Here is a 24,513-nt window from a genome sequence, read left to right as displayed (position 1 = left end):
ACTCGACGCCCGGTAAACTTCCTAGGTGCCCAAACGACCCGACAACCAGGCCTGGCGCTACTGGCGCACGGTCATAGGTGTCGTGGCGGCCGTCGCGGTGCTGGTGATCGGCGGGCTGACCGGTCACGTCACCCGCGCGGACAACCTCAATTGTTCGGTGGCCAAGTGTGTGGCGCTGACCTTCGACGACGGGCCGGGACCCTACACCGACCGGCTGCTGCAAATCCTGAAGGACAACGACGCCAAGGCGACGTTCTTCCTGATCGGCAACAAGGTGGCGGCCAACCCGGCGGGCGCCAAGCGCATCGCCGACGCCGGCATGGAGATAGGCAGCCACACCTGGGAACACCCGAACATGACGACGATCCCACCCGAGGACATCGCCGGCCAGTTCGCCAGGGCCAACGACGCGATCACCGCGGCCACCGGCCGCACGCCCACGCTGTACCGTCCGGCCGGCGGCCTGTCCAATGACGCGGTGCGGCGCACCGCCGCCACCTTCGGCCAAGCCGAAATCCTTTGGGACGTCATTCCTTTCGACTGGGCCAACGACTCCAACACGGCGGCAACGCGGCTCCTGCTGATGACCCAGATCAAGCCGGGCTCGGTGGTGCTGTTCCACGACACTTACTCCAGCACCGTCGACCTGGTGTACCAGTTCATCCCGGTGCTCAAGGCCAACGGCTACCGGCTGGTGACGGTCAGTGAGCTGCTCGGGCCGCGCGCGCCCGGAAGCAGCTACGGCAGCAGGGAGAACGGGCCACCCGTCAACGAACTGCACGACATCCCGGCCGCCGACATCCCGTCGTTGCCCAATACCCCCTCGCCCAAGCCGATGCCCAACTTCCCGATCACCGACATTCCCGGCCAAAACTCGGGCGGGCCGAACAACGGTGCGTAGGGCTCGCGCCTCCGCAGCCGAAGCGCATCCACCAAGCGCCCGCAGGTTGTTGGCTCACTATGCGCTCGGCCTCGCCATCGCCTACGTCCTCGCAGTTCTCGACGCCTCGGCCGTCTTGATTCCGCTGAGAGGCCACACCTACGTCGACTTCGCCGAGAAAAACATGGCGTTGGTATCAGCGTTGGTCGTATTGGGGACGGTCGGCGTCGCGGTGGGTGGTGTTCTCCTCCTGGCTCCCACGCTGCGGTGGTTCGTCCCCGGCGACGAGCCCACCCCGCGGCAGCGAGAGGCCGCGATAAAGCTCGGCGGCCGCCAGTCGGCCATCTTGGTAGGTGCCTGGTCAGCGTCTGGCTCGGTGCTGATGCTGATCAATCATGCTGACGGCGCCAAGATATTGCTGCCCATTCTGCTCGGTGTGCTGCTAGGTGGACCCGCCGCCGCGGGCACCGGCTTGCTGCTCGCACAACGCACCCTGCGGCCGATCATGGGAGTGGCCACCCGAGGATGTCAGCCGCGCCTGGCGGTCCCCGGCGTGTTGGCGCGACTGGTCCTGTTGTGGTTTTTGTGCAGCGCGATCCCGATCGGGGTGATCGCCGCCTTTGTCGTGCTGCGGTCCTATGGCTGGCTGATTCAGGAGTCGGCATCGATGGATGTGCCCATCTTGGTGGTGTCGCTGGCGGCGCTGCTGCTTGGGCTGCCGACGATGATCCTGACGTCGCGATCCATTTCCGATCCGCTCGACGAGATCGTCGATGCGATGGCGCAGGTCGAGCACGGCAACATCGCGACCTACGTCGGCGCCTACGAACGTTCCCAAATAGGGCGACTGCAAACCGGATTCAACCGGATGGTCGCCGGGCTTGAGGAACGGGAGCGGCTGCGTGACCTCTTCGGCCGGTACGTCGGAACGGACGTCGCCCGCCGGGCCATCGAAGAGGGCTCGTCGCTGTCGGGCGACGTGGTGGAGGCCGCAGTCCTCTACATCGACCTGGTGGGTTCGACGCAGCTGGCCGAAAATCGTCCGCCGCAAGAGGTGGCTCACGTGCTCAACGACTTCTTCCGGATAGTCGTGGACGCCGTGGACGAATATCAGGGCCTGGTCAACAAATTCGAGGGTGATGCGGCGCTGGCGATCTTCGGAGCGCCGCTGCGCACGAGCAAACCGGCGTCGGCGGCGCTGGCGACGGCACGTGCGCTGGCGAGCCGATTACATGAGCTGCCCGTGGTCGACTTCGGGATCGGCGTGTCGGCAGGACGGGTGTTTGCCGGCAATGTCGGCGCCGAAAACCGGCACGAGTACACCGTTATCGGCGACGCCGTCAATGAAGCCGCGCGGCTGGCCGATCTCGCCAAAACATCGGACCGGCGGATCCTGTGCTCGGCGGCGGCCGTCGAGCGCGCGGACGAGGACGAGCGTGGACGCTGGGCCGAGTGCTATTCCGCGGTGCTGCGTGGCCGCTCCGAAGCCACGCACATCTCGGCGCCCGTCGGCGATGCTTAGTGGTCACCCCTAAGTTCGTCGGGGGTGGGGATCGCGGTCCTTGCGCCGAGATCGACGTTAGCGTCCCACGTTCTCGTGATTTTCCGCGCGGACGTAGATCTCGACGCTTGTCGGGTGAACGCTGGGCTCATGACAGACCGACCGCCAACGAATGTGCGAGTGCGACCGGTAGCTAGGCGTTCGGGGGACGAGTCGTCGTCGACGCCGGTGCGGGCGAACTCGTCGATACCGGGGCCTGGCTGGCGGGGGCGCCCGGAGCCTGGCTGACCGCGATGGTGCGCATGTGTGCGCCGGGCAGCTCATCGGCTGTGGTGGCGGCGAATTCGACCCGCAGATCGTAGAGACGATCGGCTGTCTGGTATTTGAAAGCGATCGGAATGTAGGGTTGCTGCTCGAAGCCGGCCACCATGTTGGGTGCGCCGAAGACGGCTCCGACGTCGGTGGCGGTACTGTCCCAGGTCCATCCTTCGGGGAGTTTGCCCCGGTAAAGGTATTTCTGTTCGCGGATGTCGTTGTACAACACGACGCCCACCACGGTTGCGTGTTCGTCAGGAACCAGCCCGAACCCTTCGTTGGGGACTCGGACGATATCGGTCAGGGCGCGGATATCCTGCGGGTCGGGGGTTGACTGTTGACAGAGTTTTGGGTCGCCGTAGCAAACCCGTCCGGGTCCGCCCGGCGCCGAGTTGAGGTAGTCCCGCAACGTCGGGTCGGTGAGCATGTTTTTTCCCAGTGCCCATTGCCATATCTCGCCGCTGGGTGTCGCCGGCACCGCGGCCGCGGGCACCGAGATGACCGCCCACGCCGAGGTCAATACCGTCAAGACCGCCGCCAACGCGAGGCAGCACTTGCTTCTTGGTCGAGCCATATCGGAAGTATGGACGCGCGGGCCCGATTCGTCACGATTTCGACACCTTCAGCGCGGCGATGACCTTGCTGATCGTTGCCGCCGAGCCCGCGTCGCCGATGGGTGTGGCGCCCATGAAGATGGTGACCGGTTTGGTGTCCACCGCGACGATGGTGACGGTGTCACCCTTCACGTGGCGTGAGGTGTCGGCGATCGTGATGTCGGCGTCCACCCGGGCGGCCTTGACTCCGTCGACCGTGACCGACGACGTCTTCGTCGGCCCCAGGCTGGGCTGGGACTGCGAATAGCCCGGGCCGCTGGCCACACATTGCATCAGCTTCGATGCTTGCTTGCCGACGTCCATGCTGGAGACGAAGTTGGTTATCGCGACTTCGGCCTGCATCATCCACTGGTTGGCGCCGGGCACCTCTTGGCCGACGCCCACCGCCTCGATCAGGTTAGGGCTCTGGTCGTCGGAGAACGGCGCCCAGCCCGGTGCCACGCTGGCCGGGAACGACAGTTTGCCGGCGCTGATCGTGCCGTCGTCGGGTTTGTCGCCGCCGGACACGTTGGGCGTGCAGTCGGTCGCGGTCTGCTGAGAACCGTTGGGCTGGGAGGTCGGGGCGCTCGTCGTCGCCGAGGGGCCCGGGGAGCCGGCCGTGGTCGAGCTGTCGCGGTGGTTGAGCACCACTACCAGGACGACTACCAGAGCGATCACGCCCACCAGCGCGACGCCGGCGAGGATCAGCCACGGCACCTTCGAGCCGGGCGGCTTCGGCGGTGGTCCGGGCGGGTACTGGCCCGGGGGCCAGCCGGGCGGATATTGCTGGCCGGGTTGCGGATATTGCTGGGGCGGGTAGGGGGCCGCGCCGTAGGGATCCGTCCCCTGAGGGTTGGGGTACGGGCCACCCGGTGAGTACGGGTACGGGCCGCCCTGCGGCTGGCCACCCCAATAGGGCTGCTGCCCATACTGATTCGGATCTTGTCCGTATGGGCCGCCCGGAGGAGCCGTCATCTTGCTGAACCACCCTCGCTTTCAGGGACTACCCCAACCAAGGTAGCCGTGCATTCGCGTCACCGCAGATCCGCGTGACGCCGGAATCGACCGGGCTAGTCGTCGGCCGCTTCGACCTTGGCCATCGCCAACACGTCGAGGCGGCGGTCGAGCTCCTCGATCGAGAGTTTGTCATCCACCAGGCCACGATCGATGACGGTCTGACGGATCGTCTTTCGCTCCTTGAGCGCCTGCTTGGCGACGGCGGCCGCCTCCTCGTAGCCGATGGCCGAGTTCAGCGGTGTCACGATCGACGGTGACGACTCGGCCAGCTCACGCAGGTGCTCGACGTTGGCGGTCAGCCCGGTGATGCACCGCTGCGCGAACAGCTTTGACACGTTGGTCAGCAGCTTGAACGACTCGAGGATGTTGCGGGCCATCATCGGGATGTAGACGTTGAGTTCGAAGGCGCCGTTCGCGCCACCCCAGACCACCGCGGCGTCGTTGCCGATCACCTGCGCGGCGACCTGGGTAACCGCCTCGGGGATAACCGGATTCACCTTGCCCGGCATGATGGAGCTGCCCGGCTGCAGATCCGGCAGCCGGATTTCGGCCAGCCCGGTCAACGGGCCGGATCCCATCCAGCGAATGTCGTTGGCGATTTTGGTCAGCGACACCGCGATGGTGCGCAGCGCGCCGGATGCCTCGACCAATCCGTCCCGGGCGGCCTGGGCTTCGAACGAGTTTGCCGCCGTACGCAATTCGGACAAGCCGGTCTCAGCCACCAGTACTGAGACCACCTTGACGCCAAAGCCCTCGGGCGCGTTGAGGCCGGTGCCGACGGCGGTGCCGCCGATCGCCAGTTCGCCCAGCCGCGGCAGGGTAGCGCGCACTCTTTCGATGCCGGCCTCGATCTGGCGGGCATATCCGCTGAACTCCTGGCCGAGGGTGATCGGGACGGCATCCATCAGGTGGGTCCGGCCCGACTTCACCACCGTCTGCCACTCCAGAGCTTTGGCCGCCAGCGCATCGTGCAACACCTGCAGGGCCGGGATGAGATGAGAGACCGCGGCCTCGGTCGCCGCGATATGGGTTGCGGTTGGGAAGGTGTCGTTGGACGACTGCGACATGTTGACGTCGTCGTTGGGGTGCACCGTGACCCCGTTGGCGGCGGCGATGCTCGCGATCACCTCGTTGGTGTTCATGTTGGAGCTGGTGCCCGAACCCGTTTGGAAGACGTCGATGGGGAACTGGTCGTCGTGTTGACCGTCGGCGATCTCGGCTGCCGCGGCGATGATGGCGTCGGCCTTTTCCGGCGCCAGCAGCCCGAGGTCCTTGTTCACTTGCGCGCACGCGCCTTTCAACAGCCCCAGGGCACGGATCTGGGCGCGCTCCAGGCCCCTCCCGGAGATCGGAAAGTTCTCCACCGCACGCTGGGTTTGCGCGCGCCACAACGCTTTCGCCGGCACCCGGACCTCGCCCATGGTGTCGTGCTCGATGCGGTAGTCGGTGTCGTTATCAGAGGCACTGTCGGCCATTGATCGGATCCTTGGTTGTGGGGAACGGTTTACGGCAGAGGGTAGGCGGCGTTGGTGTCGCCGGTGAAGTCGATGGCCGAGTATTCGTTGAGCTTCGAAAGCCGGTGGTAGGCCTCGATCATCCGCACGGTGCCCGACTTCGACCGCATCACGATCGACTGGGTGGTGCAGCCGCCGGGGTAGTAGCGCACACCCTTGAGCAGGTCGCCGTCGGTGACCCCGGTGGCGCAGAAGAAGACGTTCTCGCCCGACACCAGATCCTCTGTGGTCAGTACCTGGTCGAGGTCGTAGCCGGCGTCGAGCGCCTTACGCCGCTCGGCCGTGTCCTTGGGCGCCAGCTGGGCCTGGATCGCCCCGCCCATGCACCGGATCGCCGCGGCGGCGATGATGCCCTCGGGAGTGCCGCCGATACCGGCCAGCATGTCGGTGCCCGACTCGGGCCGGCACGCTGAAATCGCGCCGGCGACGTCGCCGTCGGTGATCAGCCGGATCCGCGCCCCGGTGGCCCGCACGTCGTGGATCAGCTGCGCGTGCCGTGGCCGGTCCAGGATGCACACCGTCATGTCCCGTACCGACAATTCCTTGACCTTGGCCACGGCCCGGATGTTTTCCGAAATCGGGGCGGTGATGTCCAGCACGTGTGCGGCGTCGGGGCCGACGGCGATCTTGTTCATGTAGAACACCGCCGACGGGTCGAACATCGCACCACGATCGGCCACCGCCAGCACCGAGATGGCGTTGGGCATGCCTTTGCTCATCAGCGTGGTGCCGTCGATCGGGTCGACGGCGAAGTCGCATTCCGGGCCGTCGCCGTTGCCGACTTCTTCGCCGTTGTACAACATCGGCGCATGGTCCTTTTCGCCTTCGCCGATCACCACGACGCCGCGCATCGAGACCGAGTTCACCAGCTCGCGGATCGCGTCGACCGCCGCGCCGTCGCCGCCCTCCTTGTCGCCGCGGCCCACCCAGCGCCCGGCGGCCATGGCGCCGGCCTCGGTGACCCGCACCAACTCCAGGGCCAGGTTGCGGTCCGGAGCTTCCCCGCGCGCCGGCCGGCTGGCCGACGGGTCGATTTTGGCAACGGTCGCCGGCGACGAACCGGATCCCTGTGCAGTCATGGTTGCTGATTGTCCCAGAAGCGAATCACGCGACACGAGCTGGGATACTGGCCAGGTGACTGTTGAGCCGCAGCCGGCCCCGAAGCCGGCCAAACCACGGTTGCTGCAGGACGGTCGCGACATGTTCTGGTCGCTGATGCCGCTGGTGATCGGCTGCATCCTGCTGGCCGGCATGGTCGGGATGTGTTCGTTGCAGCCGGGCGGAACGACCCGGGGACGGATCCCGTCCTACGACGCGGCGACGGCACTACGGGCGGACGCTGCGACGCTGGGGTTCCCGATCAGGCTGCCGGTATTGCCACCGGGATGGCAACCAAACTCCGGTGGTCGTGGCGGCATCGAGAACGGGCGCACCGATACGTCGGCCGGTCAGCGGCTCAACGCGGCCACCTCGACCGTGGGATACATCAGCCCGACGGGGATGTACCTGAGCCTGACCCAGAGTAACGCCGACGAGGACAAGCTGGTCGGTTCCATCCATCCGGGCATGCACCCCACCGGAACGGTTGACGTGGGCGGAACCAACTGGGTCGTGTATCAAGGTGCCGACAAGAACGGCGCCCTCGAGCCGGTGTGGACCACCAGGCTGGCCAGCCCGGCCGGTCCCACCCAGGTCGCGATCACCGGCGCCGGCAGCGCCGAGGAGTTCCGTACGCTGGCGACGGCGACGCAATCGCAGCCGCCCCTGCCGGCGAGCCGATAGAAGGGACATAGGTGAGCGGACCCGAAGCAGATCTGTCCGGGTGGTCGGCGTCGCCGTTCACCGGCGGCGGCTACACGCACCAGGTCTATCGCAAGGGCTCCGGCCCCGGAGTGGTGCTGATCCCCGAGATCCCGGGCATTCATCCCGGGGTGCTGGGCCTGGGTGTTCACCTGGTGGACAACGGGTTCACCGTGGCCATACCGTCGCTGTTCGGTGAGCCGGGCAAGGCGGTGTCGGCCGGCTACATGGCGGCCACGATCAGCCGGGCGTGTGTGGCCCGGGAATTCGCGGCGATGGCCACCAACAAGCTGCGCCCGGTGTCGCAGTTTCTGGTCGCGCTGGCGCGCGACCTCAACGCGTCGACTCCCGGCAAGGGTGTCGGTGTGATCGGCCAGTGTTTCACCGGCGGCTTCGCGCTGGCCGCCGCCGTCGACGACAGCGTGCTCGCCCCGGTGCTCAGCCAGCCCTCGGTGCCACTGCCGCTGACGCCCGCGCAGCGTCGCGACCCCGGGCTGAGCGAATCCGAGCTTCGAGTCGTCGCCGACCGCTGCGCCAACGACGGCTTGTGCGCCATGGGGTTGCGGTTCAGCGAGGACAAGATGGCGCCACGGGAACGGTTCGCCACGCTCAAGCAGCGACTCGGCGACGCGTTCGAGGTGATCGAGATCGACTCCGGCCCGGGCAACGCGGACGGCTTCAGCCGGATGGCGCATTCGGTGCTCACCGACGAGGTCCGCGAGGTGGACGGTCAGGCGGCTTACGAAGCCCGCAAGCGCGTGGTCGAGTTCCTCACTGAGCGGCTGAGTCGGTAGCCGCGCCGGCCGGGGTGTTCCCGGTTCGGCGCGAAAGCCGCTTGCGACGCGTTGGTGGGTCATGGTGCTGCTTGAGTTCGACACCCTTGTACACCGCCAGGTAGACGTCGATGGTGGTGACGATGAGGATCATCAGCACCGGACCGATGATGATGCCCCACGGGCCGAACATGCCGATGCCGGCAAATACCGAGAGCAACATGAGCGCGGAGTTCAGCCGGGCGTCGCGCGGAACCAGGATCGGTCGCAAGAAGTTGTCGATGTTGGTGACCACCAGCAGGTGCCACAGCACCACGAACGCGCCGCCGGCGATGTTGCCGTAGAAGATCATCCCGATGCCGAACGGGATCGTCACGATCCCGCCGCCCAGCGGAATGATCGACAGCGCGGTCAACACGATCGCGACGATGAAGAACCCGTGGTGAAATCCGGCGAGGTAGATGGACGCGGCGCCGGCCACGCCTTGACACAGGGCGATGACGAACTGGCCGTTGACGGTGCCGCGCACCATCGAGCCCATCTTGCGCAGGTACAAATCGGTGACTTCCTCGCCCAGCGGGTTGAGCTGGCCGATCAGCGTCCGTAACCCGTCCCGGTTCAGCAGCAGCGCCACGAAGACATACAGAAAGATGATGGCCGACGCGACCGCTCCGGCGAGGCTTCCGGCCGCGCCCTGCAAGACATGCAGCAGCCAGGTGCCAACGGTGCGAGCCGCCGAAATCATCGTGTTGCGCAACATCTCGGGAGTCACGGTCACATGCAGGAACGGCACCCGGGCCAGCAAGTCGTTGACCAGGTGCAACACCTTGTCGCCGAGCTCGCTGGGATCGGTGGTCTTGAACCACTCGGCGACGTTGTCGACCATCCGGGCGACCTGGACGACGGCCAGCACCACCAACAGCGCGATCGGAATGAAAACGCTGGCCAATGCCGTCAACACCGTGCACGTGGCGGACAAGCCCGTGCTCAGCCGCTTGTTGAACCAATTGAACAGTGGTGTGAACAGATAGGCGCCCACCGCCGCCACCACGATGAGCACGAAATAGTCACGCAGGAAGTAGGCGCCGAACAGCAGGGCGACCAGCGTGAGGACCGCCAGCGCGCGCTTCTGGGAGAGCGTGAATTCGGTGTTCATCTTCGGACCGGGTCAGCCCTCCGCGTCGGTGTTGAGCCGCCGGACTCACCGGTCCCGCCGTCGCCGCCTCGGCCGCCGTTGCCGATCAGGCCCGTGCTGCCGCCGGGCTGGCCGGTGCCGCCGGACCCGCCGTTGCCACCGTTGCCGAGCAATATCCCGCCGGGCCCGCCGGGCAGGCCGCTTCCCGCGGGCGCGTCGGCGCCGTCGCCAATCAGTGGGCGTCCCAGCAGCGCGTTGACCAGATTCAGCAGGTCCTGCTCCACGGTTTGCAGCGGCGAGGCGTTGGCGGCCTCGGCGGCGGCGTACGCTGCCCCGGCGGCATTGAGGGCCTGCACGAACTGCTCATGCAAACTCGCCGTCTGCGTGCTCAGCATCTGATAGGCCGGGCGTGACTGGAAAACAACGCCGCGATCGCCGCCGATACCTCGTCGGCACCCGCGGCCAGCACCCCCGTGGTCGGCGCCACCGCCGCCGCATTGGCCGCTGTCAATGCCGAACCGATACCGGCCAAATCCGTCGCCGCAACCATCAGCGCCTGCGGCGCCGCCACCACAAATGACATTGCCGTCTCTCCGTGCCGTCACCTGGCCGTTGACCGGCCAATCGCCACTTGACGGTATCGCGACCTGGGACGCGGCATAGACGCTTTGCAAAAAAGGAGGCTTGGCCGTCGGGCGCCCACCGACCGAAACCGCTTGATTCCGTTCGTATTCTGGTCCCCAGACCTGGCCGGTCAGCACGACCCTGTTGGTTGCGGGTCGTCACAAACCCGACCCCGTGTTGGGTGGTCTTCCAGGCTGTGCGGGCATGCTGGACCACGGGCCGCCACACCACTGCTCAAAGCTTTTCAGCACGGCGGTGTTGGGCGGCGCCATCTGCAGGGAGAAGTCGATGTGGGTGGGCTTGCCCGCGCCATCGAACGCGTAGACCGACAGCGAATTGACCACACGCCGTCGGAATCGCGGTCCCCGCAACAGCTTTCAGTGGTCCGACGACGGCTACCGGGTCACCGTCGGGCGTGGTCACCTCCACGCCGGGGCGCGGGCCGATGAGAACGGCGCGTACTGGCGGTCTTACCTGTAGACCACGACTGGAGGCTGATGTGGCCAAACTGATCTACTCGGCAATCGGATCGCTCGACGGATACATCGAGGACGCGCAGGGCAATTTCGATTGGGCCGCACCCGACGACGAGCTTCATGCGTTCGTCAACGACCTCGAGTGGCCGATCGGCACCTACCTCTACGGGCGCGGCGGATGTACGAGACGATGGTGTTCTGGGAGACCGCGCCTACCGGCACCGATCAACCCGCGGTGACCCGGGATTTCGCCGACATCTGGTGAGCCGCCGACAAGATCGTGTACTCCATGACGCTGCGCGCGCCATCGAGCGGGCGAACCCACATCGAGCACGATTTCGATCCCGCGGCGATCAAACGGCTCAAGGAATCCTCGGACCGACATCGGCATTGGTGGTGCCGGGCTGGCCGGCCAGGCGATGGCCGCGGGTCTGGTCGACGAGTGGCACCTGTTCTGCTGCCCGATCCTCGTCGGTGGCGGCAAGCGGGGTCTTCCCGGCGACGTGCGTGTCGGGCTCGAGCTGCTGTCCGAGCACCGGTTTCGCAGCGGCGTGGTTCGTCTGCATTACGGCCTGGCTCGGCGGTCCTCGAGAGGGCCTGCGCCCGACAGTGGTTAACCTGACGTCAGGCATGGGAATGGGAGTTTCAGGGTATGGCGATCGACGACTGCGTGGTCGAAACCAGCTATGGCCCGGTCCGGGGCACCGACGACGGCACCACGACGACCTGGAAAGGCGTGCGGTATGCCGCGCCGCCGCTGCGCGACCTGCGCTTTCGGGCGCCGGAGCCGCCGAAGCGATGGACCGAGGTGGCCGACACCGTCAGCTTCGGGCCAGCCTGCCCGCAACCGGTCATTCCGAACATGCCACTCGATTTGGGGGCGCCCCAGAGCGAGGACTGTCTGCAGCTGAACATCTGGGCCCCAGCGGGCGCCGGGCCCGGCGCCGGCAAGCCGGTGATGGTGTGGCTGCACGGCGGCGCCTACCTGCTCGGGTCGGGTAGCCAGCCCCTCTACGACGGCCGGCGGCTGGCCGCCAGCGGCGACGTGGTCGTGGTGACGGTCAACTACCGGCTCGGCGCGCTGGGCTTTCTCGACCTGTCAACGTTGCGCACGTCAAGACGATTCGACTCCAACGTCGGGCTGCGGGACGTGCTGGCCGCCCTGCGCTGGGTACGTGACAACGTCGCGGGCTTCGGCGGCGATCCCGGCAACGTCACGCTGTTCGGCGAATCCGCGGGAGCCGGGATCGTCACGACGCTGCTGGCCGTCCCGGCAGCGGCGGGGTTGTTCGACCGCGCGATCGCCCAAAGCTCCCCGGCCACCTCGGTATACGACCGCGACCGGGCCCAGCGGGCGGCGATGTGCGTTCTCGGCAAGCTCGGAATCGGCACCTCCGAGGTGGACCGGCTGGTCGATGTCCCCATCGCCGCGATCATCACCGCGTCGAAAGAAGTGTTCGACGAAGTGCCCGTCCGCAACCCCGGCACCCTGGCGTTCGTCCCGATCGTCGACGGCGACCTGTTGGACGACTACCCGGTCAAAGTGGCGCAGGAGGGCCGCTCCCATCCCGTCCCGTTGATCATCGGCACCAACAAGCACGAGGCGGCGCTGTTTCGGTTGATGCGTTCGCCGCTGATGCCGATCACTCCGCACGCGATCACGTCGATGTTCACCCAGATCGCCGCCGAACAGCCCGACCTGCAATTGCCCACCGAGGAGCAGATCGGGCTGGCCTATTCGCGCATCCGGCGCAAGGCCCGGCCGCTGAGCATTGCCACCGATGTCGGCTTCCGGATGCCCTCGGTGTGGCTGGCCGACGGACACCGCGGGGTGGCGCCGGTGTATCTGTACCGGTTCGACTACTCGACGCCGTTGCTCAAGCTGCTGCTGGTCAACGCCGCGCACGCCACCGAATTGCCTTATGTCTGGGGCAATCTCGGAGGACCCCACGACCCGACGCTGAGGCTCGGTGGGGTCAAGACCGCCAGGGCGGTCTCCGGCAGAGTGCGTACCCGGTGGGTCAACTTCGCCAGGCACGGCAACCCCGCGGGCCCGGCGGGCGAGCCGGACTGGCCGGCGTACGACGACGCTGACCGGGCCTGTCTGATCATCAACCGAACCGACACGGTCGCGCGCGATCTCGACGGCCACCTCCGAGCTGCCTGGGGCGGCGAGGTGGTGGGCTTCCGTTAGCCATGGCTGGATCGAGAGGTGGGTGCGATGAACGCGGAGGCCACGACGTCGCGGGCGTTGGTGCTGGAGGCGCCGCGCCGCCTCGTCGTCCGGGAGCTTGCGGTGCCGGAGGTCGGCGCTGACGACGCGCTGGTGCGGGTGGAAGCCTGCGGATTGTGCGGCACCGACCACGAGCAGTACACCGGGGCGCTGAGCGGCGGCTTCGCGTTCGTTCCCGGTCACGAAACCGTCGGGATCATCGAGGCCATCGGGCCGCACGCAGCCCGGCGCTGGGGCGTGGCCGCCGGCGACCGGGTGGCGGTCGAGGTGTTCCAGTCGTGCCGGCAGTGCGCGAACTGCCTCGCCGGTGAGTACCGGCGCTGCGAACGCCACGGTCTGGCCGACATGTACGGCTTCATCCCGGTCGACCGCGTACCCCGCCTGTGGGGCGGTTACGCCGAATACCAATACCTGGCACCCGACTCGATGGTGTTGCCGGTCCCGCCCGGCTTGGATCCCGCGGTGGCCACCCTGTTCAATCCGCTGGGAGCCGGAATACGCTGGGGTGCAACGCTTCCGGGCACCGGTGCGGGTGACGTGGTCGCGGTGCTCGGACCGGGTGTGCGTGGACTGTGCGCCGCCGCGGCGGCCAAGGAAGCCGGCGCGGGATTCGTCATGCTGACGGGGCTGGGTCCCCGTGACGCCGACCGGCTGGCGCTGGCCCCTCAGTTTGGCGTGGACTTGGCTGTCGATGTCGCGACGGACGACCCGGTCGTGGCGCTGAGTAGGGAGACCGGCGGGTTGGCCGATGTCGTCGTCGACGTCACCGCCAAGGCGCCGGTGGCGTTCGCGCAGGCGATAGCGCTCGCGCGGCCGGCCGGGACGGTCGTGGTCGCCGGCACCAGAGGCTTGGGCGCCGGCGCGCCCGGGTTCTCGCCGGACCTGGTGGTGTTCAAGGAGCTGCGTATCCTCGGCGTGCTCGGGGTGGACGCCACCGCCTACCGGGCGGCGCTGGCGCTGCTGGCATCGGGTCGCTACCCGTTCGAGCGCCTGCCGCGACGCTGCGTACGCCTCGACGATGCCGAGGATCTGCTCGCCACCATGGCCGGCGAACGCGATGGCGTCCCGCCCGTGCACGGAGTACTCACGCCATGACCGTGAGCGGGTCGGCCCAACCCATCCCCGGCCGTATCGGCCTGCAGCGGGCTGACCTGCGTTTCGTCATCATCGGCGCCGGAATGGCCGGGGTGCTGGCCGCCATCAAGCTGCGCGCGGCCGGCTTCACCGACGTCAGCGTGTACGAGAAAGCCGAACGGCTGGGCGGAACCTGGCGGGAGAACACCTACCCCGGCATCGCCTGCGATGTGCCGGCACACCTGTACACCTACAGCTTCGCCCCGAACCCGGAGTGGAGTCATGCGTTCGCGCCCGGGCCGGAGATTCTGGCGTATTTCGAAGGCGTCGCCCGCCGCTACGGCGTCGAGGAACTGATCCGCTACGGCCGCGAGGTGCGCCGCCTCGAACACGACGGAAGTCGTTGGCGCATAATGACATCCACCGGCGAACGCGACGAAGCCGACGTCGTCATCGCCGCCACCGGCGTGTTGCATCACCCGCGCTACCCAGATATCGACGGGCTCAACGAGTTTGGTGGCGGCATCTTCCACAGCGCGCGCTGGGACCACGGCGTGCCGCTGGAAGGCACACGGGTCGGGGTGGTCGGCACCGGCTCGTCGGCGGTGCAGATCACCGGCGCCATCACCGAAGTCGTGCGCGAGCTGCACCTGTTCCAGCGCACCCCGCAGTGGATCCTGCCGGTGGACAACCCGCCCGTCGACGAGGCCGACCGCGCACGCTACCGGTCCGACCCGGCGGCGCTGACCCGGCTGCGCGCCCAGCTGAACCGGGAGTTCATCCAAAGCTTCGCCAACGCGGTCGTCGACGCCGACTCGCAGGCACTGAAGACGCTGCAGCGGGTGGCCCACGCCAACCTCGAGGACAGCGTCGCCGACCCCGGACTGCGGGACCAGTTGCGGCCCGACTACCGGGCCGGATGCAAGCGGCTGATCATCTCCGGCAACTTCTACCGGGCGATCCAGCGGCCCAACTCCCATCTGGTCACCGAGGGCATCGACCGCGTCGAGGCCGACGGGGTACGCACCGTCGACGGAACGCTGCATCGCCTCGACATGCTGGTGCTGGCCACCGGTTTTCGAGTGGATCGTTTCCTGCGCCCCATGGAGGTGGTCGGCCGCAGCGGTGTGCGTCTCGACGATGTGTGGGCACAGCGGCCATTCGCCTACCTGTCGGTGTCGGTGCCCGATTTCCCCAACCTGTTCATGCTCAACGGGCCCAACGGGCCGGTGGGCAACTTCTCGCTGATCGACGTCGCCGAGGCCCAGATGGATTATCTGATACAGCTTTTCGAGCTACTGGCCGACGGCCGGTGCCGCCAGATCAGCGCCGGTCGCGAGGCGACGGCGCGATTCGAAGCCGACCGCATCGAAGCGGCGAAAAAGACGGTGTGGGTGACCGGCTGCCGCAGCTGGTATCTCGACGACCGCGGCGTTCCGGTGGCGTGGCCGTGGACTTTCACCCGGTTCCGCGATGTCATGACGCGTCCGGTCCTCGACGACTACGAACTCCGATAGCGCGTGCCGGGATCGGCTGGGAGCGCGGCATCAACCAAGCCCGGATAGCGGCTGATCTCCGCCGTTCTAGCTCAGGGGCACGCGCTATTCCGGCGGTGCTGCGTCGACGACGGACACCAGATGGGGTTTGGCTGCCGCCTTGACCTGCTCGAAAAGGTCTTTGTAGTACGGCAGGCATTCGGCTACGGCCTGCTCGGTGGTGAACAGCGGCCGGTAGCCCAGATCACGCTCGGCCTTGGCGATCGAAAAGTAGTTGTCGAGGTAAAGCCGCTCCACCGCAAGGGGTTCCAGTGGCGGCTTCGGCAGCCCGAACCGGAAGTGCAGCCACTGCCACGCTGACATCAGGTCGCGCACCAGGCGGCCGGATACCCTTATCCGCGGCCAACTTTCGCCACACGCGGTGACGACCGGCCGGGCGAACTCGAACATGTTGATCGGCTCGGCGTCGTTGATGAAGTACGCCTGCCCGGGAGCGGTGCCACCGGGCACCAAGTGCTGCGCGGCCAGAATGAAACCGTGAATCAGGTTGTCCACGTAGGAGTTGTCCAGCCGGGCCGATTTGCGACCGACCAACACCTTGACCTGGCCCTTCACCACGCTTTCGAACAGCTTGCGGAACATCGTCTGGTCGCCGCGACCCCAGATGCCGCTGGGCCGGATAGCGCAGCTGAGCATGCCGTCAACGCCGTTCTGCGACAACACGAATCGCTCGGCGGCTACCTTCGTCTCGGTGTAGAGGTCGTTGAACCGGCTGGTATAGGGCATCGTCTCGTCACCGCCGGCGATGTTCTGGCCGCCCATCACCACGCTGTTGGACGAGGTGTAGACGAACCGCTTCACCCCCGCCCGCTGCCCGCCGTACACCAGGTTCTCGGTGCCGCCGACGTTGACCGCAAAGCTGCGCTTGCGGTATTCGTCGGTCACCGATGCGCCGCCCATTAGTTCGATGATTGCCGCGGTGTGGAAAATCGTGTCGATACCGTCAACTGCGGTGGCGCAGGTGGCCGCGTCGGTGATGTCACCCTGCAGCACCTCGAGGTTCGGGTGCGGCGCCAGCGGCGACGGCGCGCGGTCGAAGGAACGCACCTGGTATCCCCGCTCCAGCAGCGTGGTAACCAGGTTGGCTCCGACGAAGCCTGAGCCGCCGGTTACCAGGACGCGGCCGAGTTCAGTTGTCAACGATGCATCACTCATGCGGCGAAGCATAACTAAAACGTGTTCCAGTTTGGAATAAGGATTGCCCAGTGAAACCGGCGCGGGTCGGGGTGCGTCAGTTCTCGGAAGCGCCGCCGGCGGCCAGTGCATCGGTCACCCGTTGCCGGGCGCCAGCTAAGTGCTCCTCACATCTTTTCGCAAGTTGCTCGCCTCTTTCCCAGAGCTTCAGCGACGTATCGAGGTCCAGGCCGCCTTGTTCCAGCAGCCGCACGACCTCGATCAGTTCGTCCCGGCACGCTTCATAGCCGAGCTGACTAATAGGTGTAATGGAGCCGTTCCCATCGTGCTTTTCGTCGTTTTCGTCGTTTTCGTCAGCAGCCATCGGTATGTCCTTCACTGAGCGCCGCGATGGCGCCGTCGGCAACCCGCACCCGCAGCCTGGTGCCCGCCGGCGCGTCGTGGACCGACCGCAGCACCCCTGTCGGTTGTCCGGCGGCCGAAAGGCTTTGCACAACCGCATAGCCGCGGGCGAGCGTGGCCGCCGGCCCCAGCGTGGTCAATCGCGCCGACAGGTGGCCGACCCGTTCGGTCTCGGCGGCGATCAACCGGTTGATGTCGCGGCGAACTGCGGAGCGGGCCCGCTGAACTTCGTCGTGGCGCGCGGTGAGCGCCTTCAGCGGGTCGGCCAGCACCGGGCGGTTGCGCAGGTGGGCCAGTGCCCGCTCCTCACGAGACACCCAGTTGCGCAGCGCCTGGGCGCTGCGCCGGCGCAGGTCGACGATCAACCGCTGCTCGGCGGCGGTATCGGGAACGACTTTCTTGGCCGCGTCGGTGGGGGTGGCGGCCCGCAGATCGGCGACCAGGTCGCAGAGCGGATTGTCGGGTTCGTGACCGACCGCGCTGATCACCGGCGTGCGGCAGACCGAGATGGCGCGGCACAGCGTCTCGTCGGAAAACGGCAGCAGGTCCTCGACGCTGCCGCCGCCGCGGGCCAGCACGATCACGTCGACCTCGCGGTGGCGATCGAGCTCCCGCAGCGCCTCGACGATCTGCACCACGGCATTGGGCCCCTGCACGGCGGTGTTGCGCACCGCGAACCGCACTGCGGGCCAGCGCGCGGCTGCCACCGTCGTCACGTCCCGCTCGGCCGCGCTCGCCCGGCCGGTGATAAGACCAATCATGTTGGGCAAGAACGGGATTGGGCGCTTGAGCCGCGGATCGAAGAGGCCCTCGGCGTCCAGCAGCCGGCGTAGCCGTTCGATGCGCGCCAGCAGCTCGCCGACGCCGACGGCACGAATCTCACTGAGCCGCAACGAGAACGTGCCGCGTCCGGTGTAGAACGACGGCTTGCCGCAGACCACCACCTGGGTGCCCTCGGTCAATTTCACCGGCGCGCCCAGTACCAGGTCACGTGGGCAGGTGACGTTCAGCGACATGTCGGCTGCGGGGTCACGCAGCACCATGAACACCGTCTTGGAATTGGGCCGCATCGTGATCTGGGCCAGCTGCCCCTCAACCCAGACCGTGCCTAGCCGATCGATCCAGCTCGCGACCCGGATGGCTACCGCGCGGACCGGAAACGGATTCTCGGCCGAGTTCGCGTCGGAGGCTCGGGTCACTTGGCGGTCGCGCGGGTGATCCTGTTGGCCAGCAGCGTCTGGAACGGAGCGCGGGCCTTGGTGGCCTGCTCGTAGGCCAGCAGGGCTTCGAGATCGTTGACATCCAGCGTTTGCAGCCGGGCCCGCAGCTGGGCCAGGGTCAGCGACGGATAGTCGAGTTCACTCGCGATCGCAGGTGCCGGGACCGCCGAATTCGACGACGCGTTCGGTTGCCTGGCCGGCATCGGCTGAGTCGGGGAATCGGCGGCCCTGGACTCATCCCGGTCGGATACCGAATACAGCGCGAACCGTCCCGCGGACCGGCGGTCGACGCCGGCGGCGTCGGGACCCGGCAATGCCGTGAAAGAGCCATCCCAGCCATCGGCGGCGTCGAGCTGGTCCTCGTCGAAGGTCGCCCATTCCGGCTGCTCGTCCTTCGGCGGGAACAGCGTTTCCAACGTGCTGTCGCCCTTGATGACTAGCTCGGCAAGGTTTTGTTGGAACCGCATGACCAGGTGCGCGGCCTGACTGATCAGCGTCATCGGGTACATGAGAATGGTGCGCGGCAGTTTGATCGTCTCCTCGACGGCGACTGTTGCCGCGCCGACCAGTAGCCGAACCCCGTACGGTGCAGTAGCCATGGGTCCAAGACTGCCTCAAGCGGCGGCTAACTCCAAGCGGGGCCGCGATGAGGCGGGGTTGTGTCGCCGCCGGCGGGCGGAAAGTACCCTGGATGCATGGTGCCGACTGTCGATATGGGGATTCCCGGTGCGTCGAGGTCGGCGAGTTCGGTAACCCACGCCCCAACCCGCAAGCGGGTGCTGCTGGCCGAGCCCAGGGGTTACTGCGCAGGTGTGGACCGAGCCGTCGAGACGGTCGAACGCGCACTGGAAAAGCACGGCGCGCCCGTCTACGTGCGGCATGAGATCGTGCACAACCGGCACGTGGTCGACACCCTGGCCAACGCCGGTGCGGTGTTCGTCGAGGAGACCGACCAGGTTCCCGAGGGAGCCATTGTGGTGTTCTCCGCGCACGGGGTGGCGCCCACGGTCTACGCGGCCGCGGCCGAACGCAACCTGCAGACCATCGACGCCACCTGCCCGCTGGTCACCAAGGTGCACAACGAGGCCAGACGCTTTGCCCGCGACGATTACGACATCCTGCTGATCGGTCACGAGGGTCATGAAGAGGTTGTCGGCACCGCCGGCGAAGCGCCCGACCACGTGCAGCTGGTCGACGGCGTGCAAGCCGTCGACCAGGTGACGGTGCGTGACGAGAACAAGGTGGTCTGGCTGTCGCAGACCACGCTGTCGGTCGACGAGACCATGGAGATCGTCGAGAAACTGCGGCAGCGCTTCCCCAAACTGCAGGATCCGCCGAGCGACGACATCTGCTACGCCACCCAGAACCGGCAGGTGGCGGTCAAGGCGATGGCGCCCGAGTGCCAACTGGTGATCGTCGTCGGATCCCGCAATTCGTCGAACTCGGTGCGGCTGGTCGAGGTGGCGCTGGGCGCAGGGGCCAAGACCGCCCACTTGGTCGATTGGGCCGACGATATCGACCCGGCATGGCTGGAGGGCGTCACCACGGTCGGTGTCACGTCCGGCGCGTCGGTTCCCGAGGTGCTGGTGCGCGGCGTGCTGGAACGGCTGGCCGAGTTGGGCTACGACATGGTGCAGCCGGTGACCACGGCCAACGAGACGCTGGTGTTTGCCCTGCCCCGGGAGATCCGTCAGCCGCGGTGAGGCCCACCGGCTCAGAACCGGCTCAGGCGTCATATTCCCAGGAGTCGGGCCGGGGTCTGCGCGGTGTGCGGGAACGATTCCGGCGCTCGGGTGGCGGCTCGTCGCGCGGCATGTCGCGCAGCTCGTCATAGGGGACCGAGCCGCGGTAACGGACCTGCGAGATCGGGTGGTGGGTCGGGTTGGCGCCGGTTGGCCCGCCCGGGGCGGGGCGCCGGCGCGGCGGCTCGTAGGGCTCGTACCGGGTCCCCCGCCGTTCGTACCGGTTGGACGGCTCGGCCGGCTCGGGCGGCTCGTAGGCGCCGTAGGGATCGAAGCGGCTGCTGCGTGGGGCGGGCCGTTCGTAAGGATTGCGGCGGGTGTGCGGATCTCGCCGCGTCTCCCGCGGCGGCTGGGCTCGCAGGTCGGGGTCGTCCTGCTGCGGCCGGGGCCGGCGGCGTGATCGAGGCGGCGGGTCGGCGGCGTCGTAATCGCGGTAATCGCGTGCCGGCGCCGGACGCCGGCGGCGCGGACGTTCGGCGGCCGGATCGGGCTGATCATCCCCCGCCGCGGATCGGGCATGCCGGGAACGGGTCCGATCGGTGCGCCGGGCGGTAGTCCGACTGCTCCGGGCGGTCCGGCCGCTCCGGGACGTACGGCCGATCGCGTGGGCCGGCGGTGAGCCCGGGTCGGGATCTTCCTCGGTGGTGTCGCCGGGGGAGAGCCATCCGCTGAGTTTGGCGGCGAGACCGCTGATCGCAGACTTTCGCCGGGTGGTTGTCGTCGTGGCGTCGTCGGCTTTCCCGGCTGTGGTGGTGCGCTGGGTCATGCCGAAGTACCACCGGATCAGGCCGATCAGCAGCACGCCACCGGCGGTACCAAGCATGTGCGGGAAGCGCTCGATAAGCGGATAACCGCAATTGATCAGCAGATCTTTGAATTTGCCGATCTTGCCCCCGTGGAACAGCCAGTAGGCGCCGGGCACCGCGAAGAAAAGGATCAGCGGCGGCTGGATGACCGCGGTGAACAAGCCCGACTGGCGCACGGCCAGCACCGCCGCCACGCAACCGGCGACGTAGAACCCGGTGAAGACGTGCGTCAACTCCTTGTGGCCGGCGTCGAACGCGTACCCCACGGCGGTGGCTGTGACGGCTATCAGCACGGCCGCCCACCAGGGCACCCCGGGGATGTTGGGGACGATGGAGCGGTGACTTGGCTCCACCGCTGAACTCGCCCGCTGCGCTGACACATGTAGACCGTACCGGCTGTGAGCCCGAAGGCTCGTCAACACCTCGCCAGCGGCCGGCGGCGTGCCATCCGCAGCCGATGGCGCCGCGCGCGGGGCAACAGTCACATCTGCCACAGGAGCCTCTTTGGCAGAGTCGGTCCACAGTTTGCCCGTGGCTGCGTGACGCGCCGCTTACCCGGGGGCACAACGAACGGGGGATGCCGCTGTGACCGACGTCATAAGCGGTGATGCCGGGACGGCCAGCAGGGTGCGGGGACACCCGCCGTCCTAGACTTGGGTCCCTGTGAGCCTGAGCCTGGGAATCGTGGGTTTGCCCAACGTCGGAAAGTCGACCCTTTTCAACGCACTGACGCGCAACAACGTGGTCGCGGCCAATTATCCGTTCGCGACCATCGAGCCCAACGAGGGTGTCGTTTCGCTGCCGGATCCGCGACTGGACAAGCTGGCGGAGCTTTTCGGATCAGAGCGCATCGTCCCCGCACCGGTGACCTTCGTCGATATCGCCGGCCTGGTCAAAGGGGCATCGGAGGGGGCCGGCCTGGGCAACAAGTTCCTCGCGCACATCCGCGAATGCGACGCCATCTGTCAGGTGGTGCGGGTGTTCACCGATGACGACGTGACCCACGTGGCCGGCAGGGTCGACCCGCAATCCGATATCGAGGTCGTCGAAACCGAGCTGATCCTGGCCGACCTGCAGACTCTCGACCGTGCCCTGCCGAGACTGGAGAAGGAAGCTCGCACCACCAAAGAGCGCAAGCCGGTGTATGACGCGGCACTGGCCGCCCGGCAACTGCTCAACGGCGGCAAGACGCTGTTCGGCGCCGGTGTGGACGCCTCGGTGCTGCGCGAGCTGAACCTGCTGACCACCAAACCGTTCCTGTACGTGTTCAATGCCGACGAGGCGGTCCTCACCGATGCCACCCGGGTCGCCGAGCTTCGTGCGCTGGTCGCGCCCGCCGACGCCGTCTTCTTGGACGCCGCCATCGAATCGGAGCTGGCCGAACTCGACGACGAATCGGCCGCCGAGCTGCGGGAGTCGATCGGGCAGACCGAGCGCGGTCTCGACGCGCTGGCTCGGGCCGGGTTCCACACCCTGAAGCTGCAGACCTTTCTGACCGCCGGCCCCAAGGAATCGCGGGCGTGGGTGATCCATCAGGGCGACACCGCGCCCAAGGCGGCGGGGGTGATCCATTCCGACTTCGAAAAGGGCTTTATCAAGGCCGAGATCGTGTCCTATGACGACCTGGTTGCCGCCGGGTCCATGGCGGCGGCCAAGGCGGCCGGCAAGGTCCGGCTCGAAGGCAAGGATTACGTGATGGCCGACGGCGACGTGGTGGAATTCCGGTTCCAAGCGGCGTCCGGTCAGCAGAAGAGGGCATAAGTCGGCTGCGTCATCCCCGTTCAGGGCTTGGAATCCCGCAGGTCCTCTATCAGTCGGGCGGCGGGCTCGTTCGATTCCGGCGCCCGGCACGTAGCTGCTTTGCTACAGTCCGATTCGCTACATGGAGAATCGGCTGGGGATTCCACGACGTGGAAGTGTTGCTAGCGATCGTCGTTATCGCCCTTGCGGCCGTAATCCTGCCGCAGGTGATTCGGTATGTCCTCAAGGAGCGGTACTTCGCCAGCGAAGAGTTCTTGGCTCACAAGGACGAGGTCGCAGCGGTGGTTGCCGAGCACAACGAGGTCGCCGAGTACGTCTCGGAGATTCGCAGCCGGGGATCGTTCAGGCTGGGCGAGTCGCTCACCGGCACGCAGGCGCATCTGGCGTGGTTCCAGAACACCAGCCGTTACAACTACCGTCGGGATCGGAACGTAGCGAATTACCACGCTCCGAACGTGCACGACTGCTCGCTACAGGTCGTCCGTAACGCCAGCGCCGACCCCCTCAAGTACGTGATGAAGTACTTCAGCATCAAGGCTGACGAGGCGCACCTTGCCGACGTGGAGAACCTGGGCGAGAACATCACCCAACTCGAAGAGACAGTCAACAACCTCAAACAGCGTGAGGCGAGCATCGCCCAGTCGGTCAATCCCCCTGCATTCATCCTGAAGCACTACGCAGACGAGTTCATGAAGCATGTGGGAGTCGAACTGTCGCCGATCAGCGCTCCGTATCCCGTGTACGTCTTTGAGTACGTCAATGCCGGTGGGAACAGCTCGCAGCGAACAACCGTCACGTTAGACACCCCAACGATCGACGCGCTGATCGAGACCCTTTCACAGAAGATCCGCTGGATAAAAAGTGCTGCCGGTCAACGCGCGCTGATGACTTCAAAGCTGCGCAACTCCATAAAGGCGCGTGACAATCACACCTGCCGGTCCTGCACGGTGTCGCTCGCAGCGGAACCCCATCTCCTTCTCGAGGTGGACCACATTGTCCCAGTCTCCAAGGGCGGCTTGTCCACGCCGGAAAATCTGCAGACCCTTTGCTGGCGTTGCAACCGGAGGAAGGCGAACAAGCTTGCGTCCGCATGATGGCGTCGCGCTTACGCGAGATCAGTGCAGAGGGGCGTGCAAAGGCGTGGTGGGTTCAGATTTAATGTCTGAAATCGCGCTAGTTCTGTACATGACAACGCTTCCGTTGGCCGAGGTCCGCGCCAACCTCTCTAAGTTGGTTGACGAGGCGGTTCGCACCCACGAACGGATCGAGATCACTCGGCAAGGCCGCCGAGAGGCCGTGATTCTCAGCGCCGACGACTATGACTCGATCATGGAAACCTTGGCGATCCTCAGCGATCAGGAGTTGATGCGTGAGGTCCGGGCAGCCGAGGCCGAGGCTGAGAGCGGCGAGATTTACTCACTCGACGAGGTTACCGAGGAGATGCGCGCCGCCGGTCGGCTTCCGCGATGCCCTATCAGGTCGAATTAACCAGAGCGGCGAGGAATGCGTTGACCGATCTCCTATCGGAGGCGGTAGCGATCGCTTGCTGGGAGTTCATCCGAGGGCCGCTCGCCGAGAACCCTCACCGAGTCGGAAAGCCACTTCGTGATCAGTTGGAAGGCCGGTACTCGGCCCGCCGAGGAGAGTTTCGGGTGATCTATCAGATTTTCGACGTGCGGGTCGGGGTCGTCGTCCGAGTCAATTCATATCGCGCATATCGCGCATCGGCGAGACGTTTACCGGTAGGGGCGACGTGGTCGCTGACGAAGCGATACCGAAGCATCCGCCGGCTCGTCAACGGCGCCAACGTCAAAGTCCACCGACCCTAGATGAGTAATTCCCAACCTTGGTCAGTGGTCGTAGGCGATCAGTGACCTCTTGACTGGGCTGTTGATCTTCCAGTTGTGCCAGATCACAGCGGCAAGGGCGAGGAGGCGCTGGGCGACGCGGGCGTAGA

The 24,513-nt window shown here is 66.7% G+C and carries 24 protein-coding genes and 2 pseudogenes; 13 read left to right on the top strand and 13 right to left on the bottom strand.

The genetic code is table 11. From position 1 onward, the window contains the following. Positions 1 to 25 precede the first annotated feature (25 nt). Both EET03_RS21010 and EET03_RS21005 read left to right on the top strand, forming a co-directional pair. On the top strand, positions 26 to 901 hold the full coding sequence (locus EET03_RS21010; RefSeq protein WP_075545024.1) for a polysaccharide deacetylase family protein: 876 nt from the start codon (positions 26 to 28) through the stop codon (positions 899 to 901). 49 nt (positions 902 to 950) lie between these two features. Next, the gene (locus tag EET03_RS21005; protein WP_075545054.1) at positions 951 to 2,402 is read left to right on the top strand and encodes an adenylate/guanylate cyclase domain-containing protein; all 1,452 of its coding nucleotides are present in this window, start codon (positions 951 to 953) and stop codon (positions 2,400 to 2,402) included. A gap of 172 nt (positions 2,403 to 2,574) precedes the next feature. On the opposite strand, the gene EET03_RS20995 is transcribed toward EET03_RS21005, so the two are convergent. The 4 genes from EET03_RS20995 to glpX form a co-directional block, all read right to left on the bottom strand. Then, positions 2,575 to 3,270, bottom strand: coding sequence for a hypothetical protein (locus EET03_RS20995; RefSeq protein ID WP_136625737.1), 696 nt, complete (start codon positions 3,268 to 3,270; stop codon positions 2,575 to 2,577). 31 nt (positions 3,271 to 3,301) lie between these two features. Continuing rightward, the gene (locus EET03_RS20990; RefSeq protein ID WP_099193711.1) at positions 3,302 to 4,264 is read right to left on the bottom strand and encodes a hypothetical protein; all 963 of its coding nucleotides are present in this window, start codon (positions 4,262 to 4,264) and stop codon (positions 3,302 to 3,304) included. Positions 4,265 to 4,359: 95 nt separating this feature from the next. Further along, on the bottom strand, positions 4,360 to 5,781 hold the full coding sequence (locus EET03_RS20985) for a class II fumarate hydratase (protein ID WP_075545027.1): 1,422 nt from the start codon (positions 5,779 to 5,781) through the stop codon (positions 4,360 to 4,362). A 29-nt stretch (positions 5,782 to 5,810) separates the two neighbouring features. Next, positions 5,811 to 6,899, bottom strand: a complete 1,089-nt coding sequence (glpX, locus tag EET03_RS20980) for a class II fructose-bisphosphatase (protein ID WP_122508819.1) — start codon at positions 6,897 to 6,899, stop codon at positions 5,811 to 5,813. Between the two features lie 55 nt (positions 6,900 to 6,954). On the opposite strand from glpX, the gene EET03_RS20975 reads away from it, so the two are divergent. After that, on the top strand, positions 6,955 to 7,602 hold the full coding sequence (locus tag EET03_RS20975) for a DUF4245 domain-containing protein (protein WP_244232467.1): 648 nt from the start codon (positions 6,955 to 6,957) through the stop codon (positions 7,600 to 7,602). Between the two features lie 11 nt (positions 7,603 to 7,613). After that, positions 7,614 to 8,414: a dienelactone hydrolase family protein gene (locus EET03_RS20970; RefSeq protein WP_075545028.1), complete on the top strand. Its 801-nt coding sequence runs from the start codon at positions 7,614 to 7,616 to the stop codon at positions 8,412 to 8,414. Here EET03_RS20970 and EET03_RS20965 read toward each other — a convergent pair. From EET03_RS20965 to EET03_RS20955, 3 genes and pseudogenes are all read right to left on the bottom strand, one after another. Continuing rightward, positions 8,392 to 9,549, bottom strand: coding sequence for an AI-2E family transporter (locus EET03_RS20965; RefSeq protein WP_075545029.1), 1,158 nt, complete (start codon positions 9,547 to 9,549; stop codon positions 8,392 to 8,394). The two genes, EET03_RS20970 and EET03_RS20965, sit on opposite strands and share 23 nt — an antisense overlap. Before the next feature lie 32 nt (positions 9,550 to 9,581). After that, positions 9,582 to 10,111: pseudogene (locus EET03_RS20960) on the bottom strand (PE family protein); the annotation flags it as partial. 199 nt (positions 10,112 to 10,310) lie between these two features. Continuing rightward, complete coding sequence (locus EET03_RS20955; RefSeq protein ID WP_075545032.1) at positions 10,311 to 10,496, bottom strand: hypothetical protein; 186 nt, start codon at positions 10,494 to 10,496, stop codon at positions 10,311 to 10,313. Positions 10,497 to 10,651: 155 nt separating this feature from the next. Between EET03_RS20955 and EET03_RS32770 the strand changes: the two genes are divergently transcribed. From EET03_RS32770 to EET03_RS20935, 5 genes are all read left to right on the top strand, one after another. Next, entirely contained in the window at positions 10,652 to 10,867 is a 216-nt protein-coding gene (locus EET03_RS32770; protein WP_321182667.1) for a dihydrofolate reductase family protein, read from the top strand. A gap of 180 nt (positions 10,868 to 11,047) precedes the next feature. Continuing rightward, positions 11,048 to 11,245, top strand: coding sequence for a dihydrofolate reductase family protein (locus EET03_RS32765; protein WP_321182668.1), 198 nt, complete (start codon positions 11,048 to 11,050; stop codon positions 11,243 to 11,245). Between the two features lie 35 nt (positions 11,246 to 11,280). Next, on the top strand, positions 11,281 to 12,822 hold the full coding sequence (locus tag EET03_RS20945; RefSeq protein ID WP_075545033.1) for a carboxylesterase/lipase family protein: 1,542 nt from the start codon (positions 11,281 to 11,283) through the stop codon (positions 12,820 to 12,822). 27 nt (positions 12,823 to 12,849) lie between these two features. Then, on the top strand, positions 12,850 to 13,956 hold the full coding sequence (locus EET03_RS20940; RefSeq protein ID WP_075545034.1) for a zinc-dependent alcohol dehydrogenase: 1,107 nt from the start codon (positions 12,850 to 12,852) through the stop codon (positions 13,954 to 13,956). Continuing rightward, complete coding sequence (locus tag EET03_RS20935; protein WP_075545035.1) at positions 13,953 to 15,452, top strand: flavin-containing monooxygenase; 1,500 nt, start codon at positions 13,953 to 13,955, stop codon at positions 15,450 to 15,452. Before EET03_RS20940 ends, EET03_RS20935 begins: the two co-directional genes overlap by 4 nt. Positions 15,453 to 15,536: 84 nt before the next feature. Here EET03_RS20935 and EET03_RS20930 read toward each other — a convergent pair whose 3' ends face one another. The 4 genes from EET03_RS20930 to EET03_RS20915 all read right to left on the bottom strand — a co-directional run bounded on the left by EET03_RS20930 (position 15,537) and on the right by EET03_RS20915 (position 18,846). Next, positions 15,537 to 16,658, bottom strand: a complete 1,122-nt coding sequence (locus EET03_RS20930) for a 3-beta-hydroxysteroid dehydrogenase (protein WP_075545036.1) — start codon at positions 16,656 to 16,658, stop codon at positions 15,537 to 15,539. A gap of 64 nt (positions 16,659 to 16,722) precedes the next feature. Beyond that, positions 16,723 to 16,989 (bottom strand): exodeoxyribonuclease VII small subunit, encoded by a 267-nt coding sequence (locus EET03_RS20925; protein ID WP_063472625.1) that lies wholly within the window; start codon positions 16,987 to 16,989, stop codon positions 16,723 to 16,725. Further along, positions 16,979 to 18,226: an exodeoxyribonuclease VII large subunit gene (xseA, locus tag EET03_RS20920; RefSeq protein WP_075545037.1), complete on the bottom strand. Its 1,248-nt coding sequence runs from the start codon at positions 18,224 to 18,226 to the stop codon at positions 16,979 to 16,981. The genes EET03_RS20925 and xseA overlap by 11 nt, the downstream gene beginning before the upstream one ends. After that, complete coding sequence (locus EET03_RS20915) at positions 18,223 to 18,846, bottom strand: lipid droplet-associated protein (protein WP_075545038.1); 624 nt, start codon at positions 18,844 to 18,846, stop codon at positions 18,223 to 18,225. The genes xseA and EET03_RS20915 overlap by 4 nt, the downstream gene beginning before the upstream one ends. A gap of 96 nt (positions 18,847 to 18,942) precedes the next feature. Between EET03_RS20915 and EET03_RS20910 the strand changes: the two genes are divergently transcribed. Further along, positions 18,943 to 19,950 (top strand): 4-hydroxy-3-methylbut-2-enyl diphosphate reductase, encoded by a 1,008-nt coding sequence (locus EET03_RS20910; protein WP_075545039.1) that lies wholly within the window; start codon positions 18,943 to 18,945, stop codon positions 19,948 to 19,950. A 22-nt stretch (positions 19,951 to 19,972) separates the two neighbouring features. Here EET03_RS20910 and EET03_RS20905 read toward each other — a convergent pair whose 3' ends face one another. After that, positions 19,973 to 21,175: a DUF6542 domain-containing protein gene (locus EET03_RS20905; protein ID WP_208649107.1), complete on the bottom strand. Its 1,203-nt coding sequence runs from the start codon at positions 21,173 to 21,175 to the stop codon at positions 19,973 to 19,975. Between the two features lie 283 nt (positions 21,176 to 21,458). On the opposite strand from EET03_RS20905, the gene ychF reads away from it, so the two are divergent. The 3 genes from ychF to EET03_RS20890 all read left to right on the top strand — a co-directional run bounded on the left by ychF (position 21,459) and on the right by EET03_RS20890 (position 24,044). Further along, positions 21,459 to 22,556, top strand: a complete 1,098-nt coding sequence (gene ychF, locus EET03_RS20900; protein ID WP_075545041.1) for a redox-regulated ATPase YchF — start codon at positions 21,459 to 21,461, stop codon at positions 22,554 to 22,556. A gap of 149 nt (positions 22,557 to 22,705) precedes the next feature. Further along, positions 22,706 to 23,650: an HNH endonuclease gene (locus EET03_RS20895; RefSeq protein ID WP_075545042.1), complete on the top strand. Its 945-nt coding sequence runs from the start codon at positions 22,706 to 22,708 to the stop codon at positions 23,648 to 23,650. Between the two features lie 64 nt (positions 23,651 to 23,714). After that, positions 23,715 to 24,044 carry a type II toxin-antitoxin system Phd/YefM family antitoxin gene (locus EET03_RS20890; protein ID WP_425271546.1) on the top strand — a complete coding sequence of 110 codons (330 nt, stop codon included), beginning with the start codon at positions 23,715 to 23,717 and terminating at the stop codon, positions 24,042 to 24,044. A 362-nt stretch (positions 24,045 to 24,406) separates the two neighbouring features. On the opposite strand, the pseudogene EET03_RS20880 reads toward EET03_RS20890, so the two are convergent. Then, positions 24,407 to 24,513: pseudogene (locus EET03_RS20880) on the bottom strand (IS982 family transposase); the annotation flags it as partial.

This window comes from Mycobacterium innocens, from assembly GCF_900566055.1.
Lineage (GTDB): Bacteria > Actinomycetota > Actinomycetes > Mycobacteriales > Mycobacteriaceae > Mycobacterium > Mycobacterium innocens.
This window is presented reverse-complemented; position numbering and strand designations above follow the sequence as displayed.

Excerpts from the sequence above, each read along its gene's own strand:
- EET03_RS20995 (WP_136625737.1), bottom strand. The coding sequence starts at position 3,270 with ATGGCTCGACCAAGAAGCAAGTGCTGCCTCGCGTTGGCGGCGGTCTTG.
- EET03_RS20990 (WP_099193711.1), bottom strand. The coding sequence starts at position 4,264 with ATGACGGCTCCTCCGGGCGGCCCATACGGACAAGATCCGAATCAGTAT.
- EET03_RS20985 (WP_075545027.1), bottom strand. The coding sequence starts at position 5,781 with ATGGCCGACAGTGCCTCTGATAACGACACCGACTACCGCATCGAGCAC.
- glpX (WP_122508819.1), bottom strand. The coding sequence starts at position 6,899 with ATGACTGCACAGGGATCCGGTTCGTCGCCGGCGACCGTTGCCAAAATC.
- EET03_RS20965 (WP_075545029.1), bottom strand. The coding sequence starts at position 9,549 with ATGAACACCGAATTCACGCTCTCCCAGAAGCGCGCGCTGGCGGTCCTC.
- EET03_RS32765 (WP_321182668.1), top strand. The coding sequence starts at position 11,048 with ATGGCCGCGGGTCTGGTCGACGAGTGGCACCTGTTCTGCTGCCCGATC.
- EET03_RS20945 (WP_075545033.1), top strand. The coding sequence starts at position 11,281 with ATGGCGATCGACGACTGCGTGGTCGAAACCAGCTATGGCCCGGTCCGG.
- EET03_RS20940 (WP_075545034.1), top strand. The coding sequence starts at position 12,850 with ATGAACGCGGAGGCCACGACGTCGCGGGCGTTGGTGCTGGAGGCGCCG.
- EET03_RS20935 (WP_075545035.1), top strand. The coding sequence starts at position 13,953 with ATGACCGTGAGCGGGTCGGCCCAACCCATCCCCGGCCGTATCGGCCTG.
- EET03_RS20930 (WP_075545036.1), bottom strand. The coding sequence starts at position 16,658 with ATGCTTCGCCGCATGAGTGATGCATCGTTGACAACTGAACTCGGCCGC.
- EET03_RS20925 (WP_063472625.1), bottom strand. The coding sequence starts at position 16,989 with ATGGCTGCTGACGAAAACGACGAAAACGACGAAAAGCACGATGGGAAC.
- EET03_RS20915 (WP_075545038.1), bottom strand. The coding sequence starts at position 18,846 with ATGGCTACTGCACCGTACGGGGTTCGGCTACTGGTCGGCGCGGCAACA.
- EET03_RS20910 (WP_075545039.1), top strand. The coding sequence starts at position 18,943 with ATGGTGCCGACTGTCGATATGGGGATTCCCGGTGCGTCGAGGTCGGCG.
- EET03_RS20890 (WP_425271546.1), top strand. The coding sequence starts at position 23,715 with ATGTCTGAAATCGCGCTAGTTCTGTACATGACAACGCTTCCGTTGGCC.